Source organism: Microcoleus sp. S36a_B3 (assembly GCF_036700745.1).
Classification (GTDB): Bacteria; Cyanobacteriota; Cyanobacteriia; order Cyanobacteriales; family Microcoleaceae; genus Microcoleus.
Window position 1 is genome coordinate 222,282 of record NZ_JAUBPN010000001.1, and the last position, 18,992, is coordinate 241,273.

At 43.1% G+C, this 18,992-nt stretch carries 23 protein-coding genes and 2 pseudogenes; 10 read left to right on the forward strand and 15 right to left on the reverse strand.

What is annotated here, in order from left to right; translation table 11 throughout:
- From QUA01_RS00965 to vapB, 4 genes and pseudogenes are all read right to left on the reverse strand, one after another.
- Entirely contained in the window at positions 1–252 is a 252-nt protein-coding gene (locus QUA01_RS00965; RefSeq protein ID WP_333088685.1) for a hypothetical protein, read from the reverse strand.
- Between the two features lie 247 nt (positions 253–499).
- On the reverse strand, positions 500–1,612 hold the full coding sequence (locus QUA01_RS00970) for a hypothetical protein (RefSeq protein WP_333088687.1): 1,113 nt from the start codon (positions 1,610–1,612) through the stop codon (positions 500–502).
- A 33-nt stretch (positions 1,613–1,645) separates the two neighbouring features.
- A pseudogene (locus QUA01_RS27280) lies at positions 1,646–1,825 on the reverse strand (HNH endonuclease); the annotation flags it as partial.
- A 96-nt stretch (positions 1,826–1,921) separates the two neighbouring features.
- Positions 1,922–2,197, reverse strand: a complete 276-nt coding sequence (vapB, locus tag QUA01_RS00975) for a type II toxin-antitoxin system VapB family antitoxin (RefSeq protein ID WP_333088689.1) — start codon at positions 2,195–2,197, stop codon at positions 1,922–1,924.
- A gap of 108 nt (positions 2,198–2,305) precedes the next feature.
- Between vapB and nadC the strand changes: the two genes are divergently transcribed.
- Positions 2,306–3,166, forward strand: a complete 861-nt coding sequence (gene nadC / locus QUA01_RS00980; protein ID WP_333088834.1) for a carboxylating nicotinate-nucleotide diphosphorylase — start codon at positions 2,306–2,308, stop codon at positions 3,164–3,166.
- Between the two features lie 351 nt (positions 3,167–3,517).
- On the opposite strand, the gene QUA01_RS00985 is transcribed toward nadC, so the two are convergent.
- Together QUA01_RS00985 and QUA01_RS00990 are read right to left on the reverse strand one after the other, a co-directional pair.
- Entirely contained in the window at positions 3,518–4,546 is a 1,029-nt protein-coding gene (locus QUA01_RS00985) for a C39 family peptidase (RefSeq protein WP_333088690.1), read from the reverse strand.
- A gap of 339 nt (positions 4,547–4,885) precedes the next feature.
- Positions 4,886–6,214, reverse strand: a complete 1,329-nt coding sequence (locus QUA01_RS00990) for a M16 family metallopeptidase (protein WP_333088691.1) — start codon at positions 6,212–6,214, stop codon at positions 4,886–4,888.
- 129 nt (positions 6,215–6,343) lie between these two features.
- Here QUA01_RS00990 and QUA01_RS00995 point away from each other — a divergent pair, with 129 nt between their 5' ends.
- The 4 genes from QUA01_RS00995 (at position 6,344) to QUA01_RS01010 (ending at position 8,903) form a co-directional block, all read left to right on the forward strand.
- Positions 6,344–7,216 carry an ABC transporter permease gene (locus QUA01_RS00995; protein ID WP_333088692.1) on the forward strand — a complete coding sequence of 291 codons (873 nt, stop codon included), beginning with the start codon at positions 6,344–6,346 and terminating at the stop codon, positions 7,214–7,216.
- 481 nt (positions 7,217–7,697) lie between these two features.
- The gene (locus QUA01_RS01000) at positions 7,698–7,907 is read left to right on the forward strand and encodes a DUF2997 domain-containing protein (RefSeq protein ID WP_332966526.1); all 210 of its coding nucleotides are present in this window, start codon (positions 7,698–7,700) and stop codon (positions 7,905–7,907) included.
- A gap of 41 nt (positions 7,908–7,948) precedes the next feature.
- Complete coding sequence (locus QUA01_RS01005; protein ID WP_193974477.1) at positions 7,949–8,335, forward strand: DUF1257 domain-containing protein; 387 nt, start codon at positions 7,949–7,951, stop codon at positions 8,333–8,335.
- Positions 8,336–8,435: 100 nt separating this feature from the next.
- Positions 8,436–8,903, forward strand: a complete 468-nt coding sequence (locus tag QUA01_RS01010; protein WP_333088695.1) for a ferredoxin — start codon at positions 8,436–8,438, stop codon at positions 8,901–8,903.
- Between the two features lie 78 nt (positions 8,904–8,981).
- On the opposite strand, the gene QUA01_RS01015 is transcribed toward QUA01_RS01010, so the two are convergent.
- The 4 genes from QUA01_RS01015 to QUA01_RS01030 all read right to left on the reverse strand — a co-directional run bounded on the left by QUA01_RS01015 (position 8,982) and on the right by QUA01_RS01030 (position 12,600).
- Complete coding sequence (locus tag QUA01_RS01015; RefSeq protein ID WP_333088697.1) at positions 8,982–9,263, reverse strand: YiaA/YiaB family inner membrane protein; 282 nt, start codon at positions 9,261–9,263, stop codon at positions 8,982–8,984.
- 305 nt (positions 9,264–9,568) lie between these two features.
- A complete protein-coding gene (locus tag QUA01_RS01020) occupies positions 9,569–9,739 on the reverse strand; it encodes a hypothetical protein (protein WP_442921520.1) in 171 nt (56 codons plus the stop codon).
- Positions 9,736–11,766, reverse strand: coding sequence for a pentapeptide repeat-containing protein (locus tag QUA01_RS01025; RefSeq protein ID WP_333088699.1), 2,031 nt, complete (start codon positions 11,764–11,766; stop codon positions 9,736–9,738). Before QUA01_RS01025 ends, QUA01_RS01020 begins: the two co-directional genes overlap by 4 nt.
- Positions 11,767–11,784: 18 nt before the next feature.
- On the reverse strand, positions 11,785–12,600 hold the full coding sequence (locus QUA01_RS01030) for a hypothetical protein (protein ID WP_333088701.1): 816 nt from the start codon (positions 12,598–12,600) through the stop codon (positions 11,785–11,787).
- Between the two features lie 196 nt (positions 12,601–12,796).
- Between QUA01_RS01030 and QUA01_RS01035 the strand changes: the two are divergent.
- Positions 12,797–12,979, forward strand: a pseudogene (locus QUA01_RS01035) (alpha-amylase); the annotation flags it as partial.
- Between the two features lie 124 nt (positions 12,980–13,103).
- Here QUA01_RS01035 and QUA01_RS01040 read toward each other — a convergent pair.
- From QUA01_RS01040 to QUA01_RS01060, 5 genes are all read right to left on the reverse strand, one after another.
- Positions 13,104–14,201, reverse strand: coding sequence for a hypothetical protein (locus QUA01_RS01040; RefSeq protein ID WP_333088703.1), 1,098 nt, complete (start codon positions 14,199–14,201; stop codon positions 13,104–13,106).
- 114 nt (positions 14,202–14,315) lie between these two features.
- Complete coding sequence (locus tag QUA01_RS01045) at positions 14,316–15,293, reverse strand: hypothetical protein (protein ID WP_333088704.1); 978 nt, start codon at positions 15,291–15,293, stop codon at positions 14,316–14,318.
- 57 nt (positions 15,294–15,350) lie between these two features.
- Positions 15,351–15,719: a hypothetical protein gene (locus tag QUA01_RS01050; RefSeq protein WP_333088705.1), complete on the reverse strand. Its 369-nt coding sequence runs from the start codon at positions 15,717–15,719 to the stop codon at positions 15,351–15,353.
- A 61-nt stretch (positions 15,720–15,780) separates the two neighbouring features.
- Positions 15,781–16,482, reverse strand: coding sequence for a hypothetical protein (locus tag QUA01_RS01055; protein WP_333088707.1), 702 nt, complete (start codon positions 16,480–16,482; stop codon positions 15,781–15,783).
- A gap of 120 nt (positions 16,483–16,602) precedes the next feature.
- Positions 16,603–16,869 carry a hypothetical protein gene (locus tag QUA01_RS01060; RefSeq protein ID WP_332966511.1) on the reverse strand — a complete coding sequence of 89 codons (267 nt, stop codon included), beginning with the start codon at positions 16,867–16,869 and terminating at the stop codon, positions 16,603–16,605.
- A gap of 252 nt (positions 16,870–17,121) precedes the next feature.
- Between QUA01_RS01060 and QUA01_RS01065 the strand changes: the two genes are divergently transcribed.
- The 4 genes from QUA01_RS01065 to QUA01_RS01080 all read left to right on the forward strand — a co-directional run bounded on the left by QUA01_RS01065 (position 17,122) and on the right by QUA01_RS01080 (position 18,907).
- A complete protein-coding gene (locus tag QUA01_RS01065) occupies positions 17,122–17,445 on the forward strand; it encodes a helix-turn-helix domain-containing protein (protein ID WP_172189318.1) in 324 nt (107 codons plus the stop codon).
- A gap of 15 nt (positions 17,446–17,460) precedes the next feature.
- Positions 17,461–18,150, forward strand: a complete 690-nt coding sequence (locus tag QUA01_RS01070; RefSeq protein WP_333088710.1) for an ImmA/IrrE family metallo-endopeptidase — start codon at positions 17,461–17,463, stop codon at positions 18,148–18,150.
- 119 nt (positions 18,151–18,269) lie between these two features.
- On the forward strand, positions 18,270–18,452 hold the full coding sequence (locus QUA01_RS01075) for a polymorphic toxin type 33 domain-containing protein (RefSeq protein ID WP_333088835.1): 183 nt from the start codon (positions 18,270–18,272) through the stop codon (positions 18,450–18,452).
- A 23-nt stretch (positions 18,453–18,475) separates the two neighbouring features.
- Positions 18,476–18,907, forward strand: a complete 432-nt coding sequence (locus QUA01_RS01080; protein ID WP_106147661.1) for a DUF4279 domain-containing protein — start codon at positions 18,476–18,478, stop codon at positions 18,905–18,907.
- Positions 18,908–18,992 lie beyond the last annotated feature (85 nt).

The following is an 18,992-nucleotide window of genomic DNA, read 5'->3' on the forward strand; positions in this document are numbered from 1 at the left end:
TCATAGTTCTAAACCTTGTTGCCGATACTTATTGAGTAGGAGTTGCTGATATTCGCTCTTCGGCTGATTAGTCATTACTTCCAAGCGATCGACTTCCTCGAACCATTTTGCCCAAGCTTTAGCAATATCGTCTGGGAGTTTGGGTTCAGCTATTCTATTTTGGTGCTGGTGCATCACAAAGTCGATGAATTCGCTGACTTCTGGCAAGAATGATTCTGGAAGTTGCTGCAATAAGGGCGATCGCGATCTCACGAATAGTCAGAATAATTGCCTCTTTCAGTCGTCTTTATTTTAATCGGGGGTTAAATGTTTGACAGGCAAAAGGGAACTTTTGACCCCCGCTACAAAATGATTGTTAAACATCCGACTCGAAACAATCCGTACTGTCTTGGTCAAGAACACTTAAGGTACTTGTTTCTCGCGATAAATATCAAAACCTATGAATAGCGAACTTGTCGCCGATCCTTGAAACCCTTATTCTACGGTTGGCTATCAAAAACTATCCGAAGTATTGATTCAGAAGATTTTGAAATATTTGGTCTACAGAGGATTCAAACTCCATGTCACAACAGTTTCTACCAGCAAATCTGTGGGTTAAAGTTTCAAATCCATAATCTGACATTTTTGATAAAACTTTATCTAAGTCTATCGATTTTCCTAAAACCTTACCCAGATTAGTGAAAAAATCTAGAACAGCTTCTCGATATTTCTCGACAATCTTCTCATCAACTTGCACACTTATTTGATTTACATCCTCAATCGTTTTCATGAGCTTGGCTGTAAGAGCATCTATGGGATAGTAAATAGTTGTAAGCCCTAAAAGTTCGCTCTGAAAAACGTGATTAATCCGAGTTGGGGAGGCAAAATACTGAATCCCAATAATAGGCATAGAGAAGTCTTGTGAATTTATTTCTGCTTGAAATGCACGAGGAGGCTTTCCAGAACCATGCGTGTCTTCAAAAACATATAAAACCCTATCTGGACCTGAATAGTCTTTGGCTATTACAACTGCTCTTTTAACACGATCAAGAATTGTCACAACTCCAATCACCATTCTCAAATAGGAACACCAGTAAATTTCTACCGAATTGTGATGAACTCCTAATAAGCTCACAGGTATATCAGCTAAAGAAAGATGCTGTTCCGCTTCAACTGCAAATAGCTGCCAATCACCCCGAGCATAGCGGGCAAATTCGCGAACTTGCTTAGTTTGCTCATGGTAAGCCAAATCAGGGATGAAAAAGGCTAAACACTTCAATATTGTGTGTGTGGCTGAACGGTACTGTTCTTGAAGATTAAGATTCGCTGAAGCCTTCTGTGGTTGTGCGTCTTCCGATCGAGACTTTGCTTGCCTAATTATCTCGTCTTGCTCTTCTTGGCTCAAAGCTATTCCTAAATATGACTCCGCATCACCTTTTAACCAGCGTTTGGCTTCTCCCCGCGAATTAAAGGAAATTTTTGACGTGATTTGTCCATTAGGTTGAGTCTCTTTCTCAATCAACGGCTCCTTCAGTCTTAGTTTTGCCCCTGCCTCAATCAAATAGTTACCTTCCAATCTACTAATGATAGGTATTGACTGGTGACGCTTGCCTTTAAATGACCAAGCATTCATGATAAAACTTGTGTAGATTAAAAATGCTCGATCAACTATTGTTGAAAAACTTTGGTTACACTCATTACAAATTAGTTGTCTTGTTTGATGGGAACCCGCCCAAGAAGCATTAAATATGTGTTCTTGGTTTGATGCCGGAAGTGAATTGGAGCAATAAAAGCATAATTTTAACTCCGAGGCTCTTACAGCCAACTCTTCAAAGCAATTAGACATAGAGACAAAATAGGATTTTGAACAACCGTACTACAATAATTATAACTTCTTTTTCAATCTTTGTCTGAAATGAGACTGATGCTGATAGAAAATTTTCTAGAACTCCTCTAGAGGTTCATCGAAATCATCAGACATCCAGATTTTACCTTTCCAAATGCCAAGTCCGCCTCGCTTTGTCTGCTTTTCTTGACTTAAGTTTTTAGCCTGCTTTTCAATCAAAAACTCAATATAATGAAGCACTTCTGTCTGAAGAGACTCAGGAAGTTCTGCTAATTTTTCTAAAATGACTGGCTGTATCATGGTTTCTGCTCGCGATCGCCCATCTACTCCATTAAACCACCAAAACCCAATGTCAGCAACAGAATAGCCCATTATGTAGTGCGATCGCCCAAAATCGCACCAACACCATCACTATCTTGCAACTTGCCGAAAATTACGCGATCGACTATCGTTCCTAGTAGCAGGAATCACAAAGAAAACATGACAGCAATATTGCCACCTTGGATAGTTTTAGACTCCCTACTGCACAACTGGCTGCTAGAAGATATCGGTAGGGGCGATCGCACAACATCGGCCTTATTTCCCGCAGCCAGCATCCAGGGTACCGCTAAATGGATTGTCAAAGAAGCTGGAGTCATTGCCGGATTGCCGATCGCCGATCGCACATTTAAACTTTTAGACAGCAGCCTCAGTTTTCTCCCCCAAGTACCCGAAGGGAAACTGTGCGAAAAAGGAGAAGTAATTGCCGAGATTTCCGGCAATTTCGACGCGCTGCTAACCGGAGAAAGAGTAGCATTAAACTTAGCAATGCGTTTGAGCGGCATCGCTACATTAACTCAGAAATATGTTGACAAAATTGCCGATTTACCCGTGCAATTAGTCGATACCCGCAAGACAACACCGGGGTTGAGATTGTTGGAAAAATACGCAACTCAAGTCGGCGGCGCTTGCAATCACCGGATGGGATTAGATGACGCAGTGATGATTAAAGATAATCACATTGCAGCGGCTGGGGGAATTGCCGAGGCGATCGCCCTAATTCGCAATTCTATCCCCTATCCGCTGACAATCGAAGTCGAAACCGAAACTCTGGCTGAAGTGCAGACAGCATTGCAACACAAGGCGGATATTATCATGTTGGATAATATGTCCTTTGACTTAATGCGGCAGGCTGTGGTCATAATTCGCGAAAAGAGCGATCGGGTAAAAATTGAAGCTTCTGGGAATGTTACTTTAGAAACTATTAGGAGTGTGGCGGAAACCGGAGTTGATTATATTTCTACCAGTGCTCCAATTACGCGATCGACTTGGCTGGATTTGAGCATGAAAATTAATAGTTAGTGGTTATTTGTTAGTGGTTATTGGTTGTTGGTTGTTGGTTATTTGTTAGTGGTTATTGGTTATTTGTTATTTAGTAGAACTTACGCAAGGGCGGTTTGCAAGGGTTTGATATTCATACTTTACTTGCAGAACCTAGGGTCGGCATTCATTCAGAATGACATCATTAGATTGAAATGCGTAAATTCTATATTGGTTAAGTTATTAGTTATTATTTGTTATTACCACTAACAAATAACCACTAACAAATAACCACTAACAAATAACCACTAACAAATAACCACTAACCAACAACCACTAACAAATAACCACTAACAAACAACTAACTACTAACAAATAACCACTAACAAACAACTACTTCGAGATAAAATGCACCCAAAAATCTCCGTCAGCCATACAAACGCTGCGGATTAAACGATAGGAATAGTGCAAATAAGAACCGCTGACACTTGTATCGTAGCCGCCTGGGAACCACTCGCCATAGGGGTCGTGAACGAAGAATCCTTCGCTGTCGTAGCCCGCAGCAACTATAATGTGACCGAAAGACGTGAAGTATCCGTGGATGACAGCGGGATTTCCGCTGGCCAGCCAATCTTGAACGTCCTCAATAGTTGCATTCTCGGTATAGTAATCTTGAGCGCCGTAATCTTTAACAATCTTTGCTAAATCATAGGGATCCCAGCGACTGTAACCTTTGGCGATCGCATATTCGTAGAGTTCATCTTCATATTGTCCGCTTCTATTGCGCCGCGGCACTCTCAAAAAGTCCAGACACATCGCTATGGAAGTTACATTACAAGCACCTGTAGGATTGTAAAAATTATCTAATTGCGATCGATAAGGAATGCCAAGTCGGACAGTGGGCGGGTTTGGTTTGGGATAAAGCAAAACGCCGTCTAAAGTAACTTGAGCGTGTCCTCCGTAAACATACCAAATCCCTGAACCTTTGAAAGATTCATTGCGGAGAGCAACCCTAATGTGACCGCGAATAGGAACAAAAGCCAGGAGTTCAAACTCTTTTCCCGCTGGGATTACTTGTTTTTCTGAGTCCTGAAGTTGAGAAGACGCTAGGGGTTTTGATTTAAAAATAGTGTCTCTGGTCGTTTTCAGGATCGGGCGAGGTGTGGGAATGTCCGTCGTTTTCGTTTCGATCAGCTTTTTGGCTGTGATTGCTCCCAAAAAACCCGGTTCGCCGCACTTCATCAAGGTTTGAAATTGGTGGAGGGCGGCGGTAGAAAGTGGGCCAAAGATGCCGTCTACTGGAGGTTTCAGTAAACCCAGGTCAATGAGACGGCTTTGAATTTGGCGGCTGAGCTCGTTGTCGGCAGCGATTGCTTTGGCATCGTACCTAATTTTTGAGTTGAGAAAGTTTTGTAATTTCATGCTTCCCTGCACACTTCAACGATTCCAAGTTTATACTCTCAGAAAATTACGGCCATTCTACCGATCGTCCGTACCTTAAAAGCTTTAAATTCATGATTCGATACAAAACCTTTAAGGCGGAGTGCGATCGAACTTGATATCCTGTCCAGTCGATCGATCGAAATAAGATGGGTTAGTAGTGCGGACTTTAGTCCGCACTACTAACCTTTTTTTGTTACCATCCTAGATCAGACACGATCTGACACAGTATTTTCAAATCAAAGAAGGCGATGATTTACCTTCTTTGTGCTCCCTAGCTTGACAAGCAAACGATTGCGTCTGGGAAAGAAGCAGTCGGGTTTATGCTGCTTCGGGGCGAATTACCACCACACCCATCGCATCGGGAGACAGATATTTGACGGCGGCTTCCCGGAGATCCTCGGCTGTCTGAGATTGGATGCAGGCTGCGTAGTTGAGGGCGGGAGCGATATCTCCTACCATCGACTGATAGTAACCGTACAAACTTGCTCGATCGCTGGGAGTTTCGTTACCGAAGATAAACCGATTTGCTACTTGGGTGCGGATGCGGGAAATTTCGGCATCAGTCACCAGTTCGGTTTGCAGAGTGCGGATGTGTCCGACGATGGCTGCTTCCACTTCGGCTATATTTTCTGTCGCCAGTTGAGCGGAAATCGAGAATACCCCGCCTAGTCGCTGAGTCATGTTGCTGACGGAAATTGACGAGACTAGCCCTCGATTTTCGCGCAAATCCTTAACCAAGCGAGTTGTGCGCCCGTGCCCCAATACTGTCGCCAAAACGTCGAGGGCGTATGTTTCGGACATTTCCACAAAGCCGGGGACTCGCCACATCACGATCAGTCGAGCTTGCTGGAGGGCAGAGTCTACAAATTCGCGGCGAACTGTTTCGGTAAAGGGCGATTCTTGGCCGTAGTTGAGAATTTCGGATTCTGGGTGAAAGTTGCTGAGGGCGGGCAGATTTATGGTGCTGTTTTGTGCTGTGCTTTTGCTGGCAAAACTTTCGGCGACAATTTCTATTAGTTGATCGACCGGCAAGTTACCTACAGCGACTGCTGTCATCGCCCCTGGCTGATATCTGCTGCTGTGGAAATCCCGCATTTGTTGGGCCCTCAGATTTTCGATGACGGAAGTCGGGCCCAGTACCGGTCGCTTGTAGGGCAGGACTTCAAAGGCTAATTGCATCGATCGCTGATAGGTGCGCCGGCGCGGATTGTCTTCCGATCGTCTAATTTCTTCCAATACTACGAGCCGTTCGCGCTCGAAGGCATCGTCGGGAATGCTGGCGTTGAGCAAGACATCGACTTGCAGGGGGGCTAGTTCAGCAAAATCTTTAGGAGCTGTGGTGATGTAATAGTTCGTGTAATCTTGACTGGTGGCGGCATTGGTGACAGCGCCGCGTTGTTCGATCGCCCGTTCAAATTCTCCACTCTGAATGCTGGGAGTTCCCTTAAAAATCATGTGTTCTAAAAAGTGAGCCATACCGTTGATTTCGTCGGATTCTACGGCTGAGCCTAAATTCATCCACACGCTGAGGTTAACGGCATCGACTGGTAAGTGTTCGGCTATAACTGTGAGGCCGTTGGGGAAATGGCGCACTGTTGGAGCGTTTAGGGGCGATCGGGAGGATGATTTGAGCAGGGTTGATGTCATTAGGGTTTTAAATTTATTTGTTCTCTATATCTTAAATGGTCTTTAACGAAGGCATCGAGGATTCGGCATCTGTCATTGGCTATAAAAACTGCGATCGGGCACAACTGTTTTTTTTTGACATTATTAAAAATGGAAAATCCCAAATTGCATCAAAATTTAATATTTCGACAGCCTGCTTGGCAGCGATTCGCCCGATCGACCTCCGGGAAAATCGGCTTAATTTTGACTGTAGCGCTGATTTTCTCGGCACTGTTAGCTCCCCTACTTTCCCCCTACAATCCGGCGGTCGATCGCGATTATTTATCCCGATTAGTGGCTCCTAGCGCCCAGCATTGGTTCGGCACCGACAGTTTGGGGCGAGATTTGTTGGTGCGAGTGTGGCACGGATTGGGGATATCTTTGCTCGTCAGCTTAGTTTCTGTGGCTGCGGGATTGTTTGTGGGAGGGCTGTTGGGACTCTTCGCCGGATATTTTCGCGGATGGGCTGAGGTAGCGATCGGCACTTTTGCGGATATTTTGCTAGCGTTTCCTTCGATCTTACTGGCGATCGCCGTTGTCACCGTCACCGGGCCGAGCCTGCAAAGCGTAATTATCGCCGTCAGCGCCGTGCAAATTCCCATTTACATCCGCCTAACGCGCAGCATGGTGCTATCGCTGCGAGAACAAGAATTTGTCTTAGCAGTCAAAGCCTTGGGCGCCAGCGACTTGCGGATTATTTTTCGCCACATTTTGCCGGGAAGTCTCGCGCCGCTAGTTGTACAAGCAACTCTTTCGACTGGTACAGCCACGCTAGAAGCTGCTGGTTTAGGTTTTTTGGGTTTGGGCGCACAGCCGCCGGTTCCTGAGTTGGGGACGATGCTTTCTGATGCTTTTAAAGGCGGATATGCTCTTTCATCTCCTTGGACTATTTTGTTTCCAGGTTTGCTAATTACCTTGATAGTTCTCGGTTTCAACCTTTTAGGCGACGGCCTGCGAGACGTTTTAGACCCCAGGGGGAATTAGAAGGGAGAGTGGGAGATTGGGGGAGGGGGAGATTGGGAGAGGGGGAGAGGGGGAGAGGGGGAGATTGGGAGATTGGGAGAGGGGGAGATTGGGAGAGTGGGAGATTGGGAGATTGGGCAAAATCTTTCTTCTACCCTCGAACCTCAACATCCACCCATTACATACATCAATTACATCCGTTACGTCCGCTATACAATCCGTTGCCGAACTTCCTCCTCTTTCTCAAATCTCAAATCTCAAATCTCAAATCTCAAATCGACTTGACTGATGTCACGATGTACGCGAAACTTTACATAACACTGACGTATTGATCCCACCTATTAATAAGTTCTGTTAAGTTGTGACTCAAAACCTATCAATTAGTCAAAATTGATATAGTGGCGAGTCAGCCAACTCTCAAGAAGCGACTTCAGGAGGCATCGTACCAAGCTTGCTGGCGTCGGTGTCTGATTTCATCGTTCCTATTCAGTCAGCCCGGATTATGGAAACACTAGAATTTGTGATTTATCCAGATGGCCGCGTACAGGAAACAGTCACCGGCATTGTCGGTGCTTCCTGCGCTGAGGTAACTGCTGCTATAGAAGCCCAGCTTGGCGTGGTGCTTCATCAAGAGTCAACATCTGAATATTTCGCGCTTGCGCTCAATCAGTCAGCCGAAGCGACGGCCCAAGTGGCTTTTAGCGATTGGTAATCTTTTTTGTTGAGTTCACTTAAATTTTTTTTGGAATCACCATGTCACACTTTAGCCAAATTAAGACCCAGATCCGCAATTTGAATTCTTTGGAAGCTGCTTTAACTGATTTGGGTATCGACTGGAAGTCGGGCCCGACTGAGGTGCGCGGCTATCGCGGCCTCACCAGCACCGCTGAGGTTGTAATCGAGCAAGAAAACGGCTATGACTTAGGTTTTAGCTGGAACGGGACTGAGTATGAATTGGTGGCCGATTTGCAATTTTGGCAGCAAGCTTGGTCTGTAGACCGTTTTCTGAATAAGGTGACTCAGCGCTATGCTTACCATACTGTGGTTAATGAAAGCGCTAAGCAGGGTTTCCAAGTTTCTGAGCAAAAGCAAAATCAAGACGGTTCGATCCGCTTGGTGGTTCAGCGCTGGTGTGCTTAAAAATTTACAGATTGTTCGCAGCCAGGAATGCAAGTCGTTGCTGGCGATCGGGGAAAGATTCGAGTCCGCCTGGACTTATTGATTATTCTGAGGGATCTAAATGTCTGAGCTTTCTGGACTCGGAATAGATACAGCAAGCGATCGCACTGGTTTGGAGCCGGAGTTGGGCGGATTTTTGCGGGATGCGCCCGATCGCTCTGGTTTGGAACCGGAATTAGGCGGTGTGTTTCGCCAAAAAGGTGTCTATGTTGATGAGATTACCTGTATTGGCTGTAAGCACTGCGCTCATGTTGCTCGCAATACTTTCTACATTGAGCCGGATTACGGGCGATCGCGCGTAGTTCGACAAGACGGGGATTCTGAAGAGTTGATTGCTGAGGCGATCGACACTTGTCCGGTAAATTGCATTCACTGGGTTGACTACACCGAACTCAAGAATCTGGAAGAAGAACGCAAGGATCAGGTGATTCCTGTCGTTGGTTTTCCCGTAGATATGGCTACGGTTCAGGCCGGCATTCGCCAGCGCCAAAAAAATAAGGGCGATCGTCAGTTCAAAGGTAGCCATTGAAATCCGCAGGTTTTAACCTCAAGCTCAACAAAAACAGCCCGCCCGGGCTGTTTGTCGTATATATTGTATAATTAAAATTCATTTGAGAGGATGATGTTCCGCGAGAATTTTCTCAACTCTCGCTTCGTCGATTCTCGCAGTCAATCTTGTTGACTCGTTGTTATCGCGAATGGTTTTTGCTAAAGTAAAAGAGGAGCCAACCGAAAAAGTTAAACCCATACCCATAAAAGCTTTTTGCCAAGGATCTACCTGTAAATAAATCACACCAACAGTAGTTGCAGAAATGGCAACAATAAAAGAAACCCAGCACTGCAGAATCCAAGCATTAGTATCTTTTTGACGTATGATTTGTTGTGACATAATCTTTAAGCCCCAAATATATTTTTTGGTTGATTAACTTATACAATAATGAGCGTGAATGAAGCAGTCAGGAGAACAAAGGACAGTTTCTAGAAGTGCACAGGGCGATCGGGCTTTTTACTAAAAACTATAATGCTCTAAATAGGGTTTGAGGCTCTCGAAAGACTTGGTGGGAGTAGACAGTTGGGAAACTGGACTAAGGGATATTGATTTAGTTGGATTCGTTTTGTTAATTACTAGGGTCGGGGTCTATGGTTTGCTGCTGTATTTGTTGTAGCAAAGCTTGATAACGATGTCGTTCTTGTTCAAGTTGGGCGATCGCTAATAGTGACAATCCATCGGAATTGTTTGATATTGTCTGCTGTTGGTTCTCCGTCGCGATCGGGGTAGATGATTTCGGATACAGTTTCGGCGGGTAGTTGTTGTACCATAACTGTTGATGGGTTGGGGATGCTGATTTTAGTATAGCTAATCACAAACTAATTTTTAGTAGTTGAGTAAGAGTCGGTAGATATTTCTCAACAAGTTCTGCTAGTTTGCTAACATTTGTTACAGTAGCGGTAACACCTGTCAGAGCATCCAAAGCCATCGAACAAATGTCACTATCGCGTTCTTTAGGTGGCTTTTTGCCTTCTTTTGCTATTGTTTCCACTGCTTTTAATGCACTTCTCTGTTGTGTTTCAGAAAGAGCAGAGTCACCAGGAATTGCTTCTTGTAAAGCCGTGAGAATACTTGCTAACTCATCGCTATCGACAGCTTTTACATTTTTTAGCTGTTGAATTGTTACGGAAACTTGACCGCTGAGATCGCCTACCAGTGCTGAACCCGTGACATCGCCAGCAGTGATATTACCAACTGTAGTCTTATTTCCCTTATCTCCACCAATGAGATCGCCGCCTACATGGGTTTCTTTTTTCTTTTCCACGATTTTTACCTCTGCATTTGAATTCATTACAATATTATGTTCTTCACCCTGAATAACCACCGCATCTTTATAATAATTTATAAAGCTCTGGGGAATAACTGAGGTATCAGCCCCTTGAAAAACGCCTAATTTAGCTAAGATACTATTCCCATTTTTTTCTATAATAAAATGAGAAGTATCAACACCCTCATGTTCGTTAGCAGTTTGAGCTAAAGCAATCAAAAAAGCACTTAACTCTAATTTCTGCCTAAAAATTAAATCAAACACTTGATTGGATTTTTTTATCCATTTCTCAAATTCTCCGGGTTGAAATTCTCTATCAGTGGGTTGCCGTTCTACACCTTGATGCTGACTTAATTTCAGGAAAATATACTTACATCTGACATCATCAAAGTCAGTAGTTTGATTAATACTCCAATCTTGAATACAAGAACCTGTTAAAGAAGCCTCTGAAAAAGTTGCCCCTAATGCTTGTATTTTTACTAATTTCGCGCCGTTTAATTTAGCTTCTTTTAAATTAGCATTGTTTAAATTAGATCCTGTAAGTATAGCTCTTTCTAAATTCGCCCCTCTCAAATCTGCACCCGATAAATCAGCTTCCATAAAGTTTGAATTTTGGAGATCGGCTCCTTTCAAGTTTGCTCCTTTTAAAGATAATCCGCTATAAATTTCCCCTTCACCTTCGTGACTTGTCAATAAATCTCTGATTTTAGGTGATTCTAATATCGTATCTTTTAAAAGAGCCAGTTCTAATCCGGTTGCACCTTTAAAACTTGTACGAGTTAAATTTGCTTTTCTAAAATCTGTATGGGGTAAATGTGCGCCATCAAAGCAAGCCTCTGTTAAATCGACTCCATAAAAAGACGTTCCACCTTTTGCCGCCCATAAAAGCGCTTCATCTGCAAGCCAAGCAAATTTGGGCGAACCTTTCACTACTTGTTGAGCGATAATACTGGCTGTAAGGATGACTACGAGGGCTGCAATGCTATGAATAAAACCAGATTCAGCTTTTGGATTATTCACAAACTTTAAACCTAATAAAATTATACTTTCAGTTGAAATTACAGCTCCTAAAAGTGTTAATGATTTCCCGACAGCTCCCAGACATAAATCATTTAAACTCATAAAAAATGCTATACTAATTGCCCCTCCCCAAGCTAAAGCCATGCTAAAGCCTTGAGCAACAGCAACGCCTCCTATTCCTAAATTGGAACTATTTATTTCAAAAGTAATGTAAATAATAGCTCCTATAAACATCAATACTACGCTCGCGATCGCTGTAGCAACTTGCCAGCCTAAAAGTCCAATACAAACTAAATTGGTTAGATATAAGGTAATGGATACACTTTTAATTAAGTCTACTGAATAATCTGCTTTTGTTGTCGTCCAGACAATTTCTAACAAGCCACCTGAAAGAAAAGGTACAATACTCGATAGACAACATCCGAGGATACCCAAACTAACGATTTTTATTTTTTCTAAAGGTTTTTGTCCTGAACAGGCATTTGAAAAATTTTTATTATTTAAACTTTGACCTCGATATTCACAACTTCTAATATCTTTTTCATGAGATTTCATTTTTTTTATAGATTTTAATTATTCACAAAAACAATTGTTAGTCCGATTTAAAACTATACAAACTAATCTGCAAAGTATTCCTTCTGTGTTCCAAGATATAGGATCTAAAATTTTTAGAGCTGTTATATCTACAGGATGGTTGGCTAACAAATCTAGGAGATGGGGGTTTATACCTGAAATTAAACTTAATTCTTCTAAACTTAGATTTATTTCTTTGGCTACCTCTAGAATGCGAAGTCTTGTCGGGGGCAATTCTACATCTGCATCCAGTAAATTTTCTATGCTAGAGAGACCCAACGCTTCACTAATTTTTCCAAGATTGTCGCGTATTGGAGAGTCATTTAGTTTTTGCTTCCCTATAGGTTGCGTGCTGTAAAAACAAAGAGTTGGTAAGTCTATTTGAGTCTTAGCACTTAAGTCTTCTAAAGATGTATTATTTGCCTGAATCAATTCACTAATTTTGAGCTTTACGGCTTCTATTTTCAAAACAGGATTAACTAATTCGACAGTAGAAACTTTTAAAACTTCGGCAATCTTTGTCAAATCTGTAGCAGTAGCCTTTGTTATTTCAATCTGCTCTTTGGCATATTTTTGAATAACAGTTTCATCAATGCCCGCTGCCTGACTTAGTAAAGATAAAGCTTGTTCTCGAGCCTTTTGGGAAATTGATATTTCAAAAAATTCGTCGCCTCCTGAGTTTCCTAATGCAGAAGCAAGTTTTCCTAAGTTTTCTCTAGATAATACTGGAATATTTTCTTCTGGAATATTTGAAATATGACTCAGTAAAGATAAAGCCTTTGCTTCAGCTAATTCTTGAAGGCGAAGAGTAACCATTGATTTAACTTCCCGAATGCTACAACACACTACGCATATACTTAATCTTGAGCAAAAACCTGAAAAAATCAGGGAATATCAATAAAACTTTATTTAAAGTAATATTACTTAACAGGTAGGGGTTATACCAAAAGTTAGATTCAAAAGCAGCCCTGATAATTGTAGCCTTAGCCTATAGAAGGTCAGCAAGACTAATATGCAAATTCAAACACCAGACTGGGTTAGGGTTAAGAACGCTATATTTTATCAAAAATTCCCCGATCGCTTCGCCAGAAGTAAACAACCCCGCAGACGGCTACTGCAAAACTTTCTTTGGGAACAATGGCACGAAATTCCCACCCTTCAAGGCTAAAAAGGCGGCGACTTATGGGGTGTCATGTAACAATTAGATTATCTCCAAGACTTAGGCATAAACGCCATTTACTTCACCCCACCCAGATACCCGACTTCTTCAAGAAATCGGGTATCTAAAGCAACCTAATTAACTCCTAAAAGCGCTGTATCTACTTATTTTTCTGCTGAGTCTTCGCTTGTTCGATCGCAATTTCCCTCACAGCTTGGAAAGAACTCAAATTCGACGAACCCTCAATCGCCTTCACAGCCAAATCTTGAACCTGTTTCAAAGCAGAATCAAGTTGCTGTGACAAACTAGCAAGCCGCGCATCTTGATTTTGAATAGTCTGCAACATCCCTTGAATTTGCAGTTCATAATTTTGCTTTTGTCCTTCAATATCTTTAGCCAACAAATCCGCCTTAACCTTAGCTTGATAATTGCCAATATTGCGACCAGTATCCTTCCCATTCTTGATATTAGCTTCCAGTTCCTTCGGGAAAGCTTCCACCTTAGCCTTAACATCCGCAGACAGTTTTTCCCGTTCCGAAATAGATTTTTCGCGTTCCGCCCACTGTTTCTCCTGTTCCTGGCGAAACTCTTCAATTTCTTGATAAAGCCTTTGCTGGCGCTGTTCGTATTCTTCGATATCCAGATTTCGCTGAAGATTCAGATCGTAATCATACAACTCCTCATCCCGGCTGCGATCTTTTTGCTGATTATCATTACGTTCTGTAACAGTCAACTTTTGCAATTCCTGCTCTTTTTCCCAAGCCAGCCGCAGTTCCAAAAACTCCTGTTCAACAGTTTCGCGTCGTTCGCTGAGTTCGTCAGTAAAAGTTTTCGCACTTTCTTCGTACTGCTGAATTAAATTATCCAGCGTATCTTCCGCAACATCTTCTAAACTGTGCAACTCTTGCAGTTGTTGAACTTCTTCCCCCACAACGCGCCGCAATTCTTCCAATTTAGTAGCTTCGGAAGTTAACTTTTCAGACAACTCGCTGACAGCGCCACCAAAGCCAAATTGCAGCAAAATCAGATTGTCGATTGTGGACTGCATTTTTTGTTGAGTTTGAGTTAAAACCATTGATTTTTGTGCCTCCACAATAAGTTTTTCAGAAACTGCTGCTTGCTTTGGGGAAGCATTTGCTGGTTGGTTATTATTGATATGCTTCAGTTGCGATTCCAAAGCAGCCTTTGCTTCTGCGGCTTCCTTGTACGCTTCTAAGATTTCAGCCTTGGTGCTTTTGTCGCTAACTTTTTTGTTCACAACTTTCCATCTCTTAATAGTTGGGCAAATTTGGTCTCGTTTCAATTCTAATTCTTAGTCTCGCGTTGCGCGGACTTCGTTTGTGTAGGATCGGTTTCAACCGCCGAGTAATCTTTAAGATTTGCTCGCAAAAGCTTTCATTGCCAAATCTTGCGCTTGCTTCATCGTAGCTTGCAGTTGCGCGGAAATCTCAGCAATTTGTTCAGTTTGCCGCGCAATTGTCTGCTGTAAAGATTGCACTTTCAACTCATATCCCTGCTTGCTTCCTTCCCATTCCTTGTCCGCTAAATCTGCCTTGACTTTAGCTTCGCGGGAAACTTCTTGAATAGCTTCTTCTTTGGCTTTCATATAAGCCTGTTTGAGTTCTTCTTCAAATCCAGCGGCTTTCCTTTGATTCTCTTCAAACTCCGCTTGATTGTCGCTGAGGACTTTTTCTCTTTCCGCCCAGTTTTTGTCTTTTTCGCGGGTAGATTCTTGCAATTCCCGTTCTAGTTTGCGCTTCGTTTCTTCGTATTCGTCGGTTTCAATTTTGCGGTCGCGTTGCAATTCGTATTGATAATCGGCTGTTTCCTGCTGGCGCTGTTTAGTTGTGAGTGCAGTTTGTTCTTGAAATGCTGCATCAAATTCTTGCTGTTCTTTTTCCCAAATCTTGCGCTTTTGGGTTGTATCTTTTTCCAATACTTCGCGCTGATTGGCGGCGTTTTGTTCGAGGAGCGTCAGTTTTTCCCGGTGCTCTTGAGTTAAAATGTGGAGAGCGTCTGCTACAACTCTAACTTGCTGCAACTCTTGCAATTGTTCGGCTTCAATTTCGATCGCCCGTTTTAATTCATCTAATTTCGCAGATTCCGCCTTCAGTTTTTCCGAAAGTCCGCTGGTGATGCTGCCGAAATCTAATTGCAAGTCTGCCAAGCCTTTAACAATGCTATCGATTGTGTAGGTAGAAGCAACTTCTAGGAGTTGTTTGCTTTTGGCTTTTTCCGCTGACTGTTCCTTAGTTTCGACTTTAGATTCAATCTTTTTTTTGTCTGCTAAAATCTGCTGAAAATTTTGCAAAATCTTGGTTTTGCTATCTTTGGCTGTTGCTAGTGTCATAAGGTTTGTTGCTCCTGATTCAAATTTTTGCAGGGTTGGCTTGTGAGACGTTTTTAGCTATTCTAAGTTCCGCAGTTGGCTGAGAATAGCTCGGTATTCTTTGGCTGCATTCGGTGGAAAGTCGGGATGATTGCTGTCTAGAGATTTGAGAATTTTTTGACAGCGATCGCACCGATTGCTTTGCCAGCATTCGCACTCCTCAACTATACTTAAAAGCGTGTTTTTTAGCAGTTGATTTTCCGATAGCAAAGCTCGGTAATTCCGCCGGATAGATTCGGCAACTACAGTCATGTGCTGGAAGTCTTCGGTAAGACTTTCGATGTCGTTGACTGTATCATCCCGAATGCGATCGAGCATCTCAAAATTCTCTCTCAAACGGCTTTCTTGCAGGTTTGGTTTGGTTTTAATTTTAGTGACTTTTTTCATTTTACTCTTCGCTGTCACAGTTACGGAAAAAGCGCGATTTAATCGCGCCTTTTCCACAAAATTAGAACAAGTCAGCAGTTGCTCTATCTTCCGCTGACGGTAGCGACATACCGCCGTTAGAATTCAAAGCAATAGCATCGTTTTCACCGCTAGTGTGAGCGGCCATCAAGGACGCAACTTGTGCTGCTGGTAGGTTATCTAAACAGATCATAGCCCTGGTTCCTTCTAAGTCAATCATCCGCGATTGATTGCTCGGATCGGACAAAACTGCTGCTGCTTGATCGATAACTGCCCAGTCTTTTCGCTCCATCCACGACCATTTTAAACTGTAGTAATTGATTGGTTTTACTACTCCGCTGTCGTCTGGTTTTTGACCGGAATGTTTGACGAATTCGGGAACAAAGATTCCGGTTGCCGGCTCTACGCCGCGTGATTGAACTGATGCGACTAAACGGTTAAAATCGTTCAAGCTGCGGTTTTTGATGTATGTCACCATGACAACTCCTTGGGGGAGTTCGCCTGTTTCTGCGACGAACCAAAGTTGACCCCAAAGTGTGTGGGAAGTTTGACCGAGGGAACCGAAAAATTTGGCAAATTTAAGGATGGTAATCGAACACTTGGAACCGTAATCGGTATCGCCGATCGCCCATTGGCCGCTTTGGCAATTGTTACGTACTGCGATCGGGATTTCTGGTACTAGCAAAGCGTTGCTTGGTTTGGCTCCAAATACTGAAAATGTAGGTCTTTCTTTTGTAGTAGTCATTGTTGTTTTTCCTTAGTTCTTTATTGATTTACAGACAATTGGGAATTGGTAATTGGGAATTGGTAATTGGCTAATTCTCCCCCTCTCCCCATCTCCCCATCTCCCCATCTCCCCTTCCGATTACCGAATAAGATGTGTTGTGGCTTTTGGTTCGGGATAGGTATACTCCAGCATCGCCTCTTGTTGAGCTTTGATAATCCGCAGGGCGGTGAGCAAATGCTCTAAGGTTTCTAGGTGCGCTGGGGTGAAGTGGATGCTAAAGCCTTCGCCATCCCGCGCGTAGCCCGGACAAACCAGTGAGGCTGAGCTTTGTTCTTCGTGGGTGGCGATGTATAGCCAATCATCGTCTTCGAGCTTGTAATGCGTGTCTGTCCAGGTTCTCAGCATTTGCTATCTGTTCCTCCTTATTGGCTGCGTACAAGGGTTTAGATGCCGGGTGGCGATCGCTCCTCTCAAGTTTGCAGCGCTATATATAGCGTGTTTTTTAGATGATTTCCACTTTTTGCCACAGCAGTGCGGTCGAAAAGTTGACTAAAGCGTCAACTAAATTTATAGTAACGTATGTTGATTTTCCCGTCAAGTATTTTGTTGAAGTTTTCATCAAAACAGGCTAGAATGCTTGTCAGGAGGCGAAAAACCGTGGAACAAACATTTGGAAGACTGATCCGTCAAGCTCGCAAGGATAAGGCTTACTCACAACGTGAGCTTGCTGCTATGCTAAGTGTGGATTTTACTTATTTGTCGAAGTTGGAGAACGATCGCGCCGATTACGCGCCAAAAGAGGACGTAATTCGAGCATTGGCGCGGAATCTCGATATTAACGAAGAGGAATTGATTTTTTTGGCGGGTAGGCTGCCGCAGCAGTACGAAGCGCTGCTGAAGCAAAATCCGAAGGAAATGCAGGCTCTTTTCCGCCGGATGCAAGAAAATCCAGATTGGCTCAAACAATCTTTTGAAGCGTAAGAGAGGCCCCTGATAGTGAGTATTTTTAAACCGTATTGCTTCTATCCCAAAGAATCGATCGAGCGTTTGGCAAATGACATCCTGATGCAGATGCAGAAAACGCAAAAGTTTGCTCCGAAATGGCCTTTTGAAGCGACGACGGTTGCTGATTTTCTGGATTTGGGCGTAGTTTGGGACTACATTGAGCCGGATGAAGAAGGTGCGATCGCCGCCAGGATTTTACCCCAGCAGCGGTTAATCGAAATCAACGAATTGATTCTCGAAAAACCGCCGGGGTTCATCGAATCGACGATCGCCCACGAAATCGGCCACTGGGTGCTGCACGTCAATCAAGACGAAGCAGACGGCACTGTGGAACAGTTGGAACTCAATTTGGGCGATCGAGGAAAAACAGCGTCTGATGTCGAAGAACCGTTTGTCTGTCGGGGTGCGATCGCGAATACCAAAATTGCGTCGATCGAATGGCAAGCCCAATATTTTGCAAGCTGTTTGTTAATGCCCCGAGTTGTTTTGGAAGATAAAAGACAGGGACGCGATTTAACAAAATGGTCGCACTTATATAAAATGAGAGATGAATTGGGAGTCAGTATTTCCAACTTGACAAACCGCTTGCAAGAATTCGATTGGATTTACATTCCCAAGGGAACGCGCGAGATTTATGCCGGGAAAGATGCGGCAAACGGGCAGCAGCGGTTGTTTGGATAAAATTTGATTCAATTTGAGGTTTGAGAGAAATGTTCAAACCTCAGCTTTTTTTGGTGTAAGGAATAGCGGAAATAATATCAGGGAATAGTGCAGAAGAGCGAAACTGGAGACAAGACAAGCTGCTTACCAAGCAGGAGATTGAGAGATTGAAAACAGGAGAAATTGACATACACGAAATCAAAAATGAAGAAAATGCCTCTAAAAAAGACCTTTACAAAGACAGAGATGGAAACATATATGTCAAACCTAAAGGCGGTATGAGTCCGGGCGAACCAACAGATATAAACATTAATGATTTCTAATCATATTAAACAGGAGTTTGAGGATGGAATCAGAGATTTACGCTTATTTTGCCTTAATTGGAACTGACTTATCTCCAGAAGAGGTAACAGAAAAAGTCGGCATAAAACCAAGTAAAACTTGGAAAATTGGCGATTTAATTCACTCAAAGGCTACTATCCGCAAAAAGTACAATGGCTGGAGAGTAGATTCTCAACTTAGCAAGTCGGACGACTTAGAATCTCACATTAAATCTGTGATGGAACAACTTCAACCGGGATGGCTATCTTTGGTAGAGTTGTGTAAGCATTGTAAAGTCGAGATTTCTTGCGTCATTTATTACAGAAGTGGCAGCATCCCAGCGATTCATTTTGATAAATATATTGTTGAAAAAGTACATCAATTGAATGCGGCAATTGATGTAGATTTTTATGTTTTGCCAGAGGAGACTGCCTCGGATGAAGCAGTAGCAGCATGAGGGGTATAGGGTTGTTCTGCAAAGAGCGATCGCCCTTTTAGTCTCATTGCTTCCTCCTGTGGTACAGTATGAATGAAAAAAATCA

Excerpts from the sequence above, each read along its gene's own strand:
- QUA01_RS00995 (WP_333088692.1), top strand. The coding sequence starts at position 6,344 with ATGGAAAATCCCAAATTGCATCAAAATTTAATATTTCGACAGCCTGCT.
- vapB (WP_333088689.1), bottom strand. The coding sequence starts at position 2,197 with ATGGGCTATTCTGTTGCTGACATTGGGTTTTGGTGGTTTAATGGAGTA.
- QUA01_RS01025 (WP_333088699.1), bottom strand. The coding sequence starts at position 11,766 with ATGAAATCTCATGAAAAAGATATTAGAAGTTGTGAATATCGAGGTCAA.
- QUA01_RS00970 (WP_333088687.1), bottom strand. The coding sequence starts at position 1,612 with ATGAATGCTTGGTCATTTAAAGGCAAGCGTCACCAGTCAATACCTATC.
- QUA01_RS01015 (WP_333088697.1), bottom strand. The coding sequence starts at position 9,263 with ATGTCACAACAAATCATACGTCAAAAAGATACTAATGCTTGGATTCTG.
- QUA01_RS01050 (WP_333088705.1), bottom strand. The coding sequence starts at position 15,719 with ATGAAAAAAGTCACTAAAATTAAAACCAAACCAAACCTGCAAGAAAGC.
- QUA01_RS01000 (WP_332966526.1), top strand. The coding sequence starts at position 7,698 with ATGGAAACACTAGAATTTGTGATTTATCCAGATGGCCGCGTACAGGAA.
- QUA01_RS01060 (WP_332966511.1), bottom strand. The coding sequence starts at position 16,869 with ATGCTGAGAACCTGGACAGACACGCATTACAAGCTCGAAGACGATGAT.
- QUA01_RS01030 (WP_333088701.1), bottom strand. The coding sequence starts at position 12,600 with ATGGTTACTCTTCGCCTTCAAGAATTAGCTGAAGCAAAGGCTTTATCT.
- QUA01_RS00985 (WP_333088690.1), bottom strand. The coding sequence starts at position 4,546 with ATGAAATTACAAAACTTTCTCAACTCAAAAATTAGGTACGATGCCAAA.
- QUA01_RS01080 (WP_106147661.1), top strand. The coding sequence starts at position 18,476 with ATGGAATCAGAGATTTACGCTTATTTTGCCTTAATTGGAACTGACTTA.
- nadC (WP_333088834.1), top strand. The coding sequence starts at position 2,306 with ATGACAGCAATATTGCCACCTTGGATAGTTTTAGACTCCCTACTGCAC.
- QUA01_RS01045 (WP_333088704.1), bottom strand. The coding sequence starts at position 15,293 with ATGACACTAGCAACAGCCAAAGATAGCAAAACCAAGATTTTGCAAAAT.
- QUA01_RS01005 (WP_193974477.1), top strand. The coding sequence starts at position 7,949 with ATGTCACACTTTAGCCAAATTAAGACCCAGATCCGCAATTTGAATTCT.
- QUA01_RS01010 (WP_333088695.1), top strand. The coding sequence starts at position 8,436 with ATGTCTGAGCTTTCTGGACTCGGAATAGATACAGCAAGCGATCGCACT.
- QUA01_RS01055 (WP_333088707.1), bottom strand. The coding sequence starts at position 16,482 with ATGACTACTACAAAAGAAAGACCTACATTTTCAGTATTTGGAGCCAAA.
- QUA01_RS00990 (WP_333088691.1), bottom strand. The coding sequence starts at position 6,214 with ATGACATCAACCCTGCTCAAATCATCCTCCCGATCGCCCCTAAACGCT.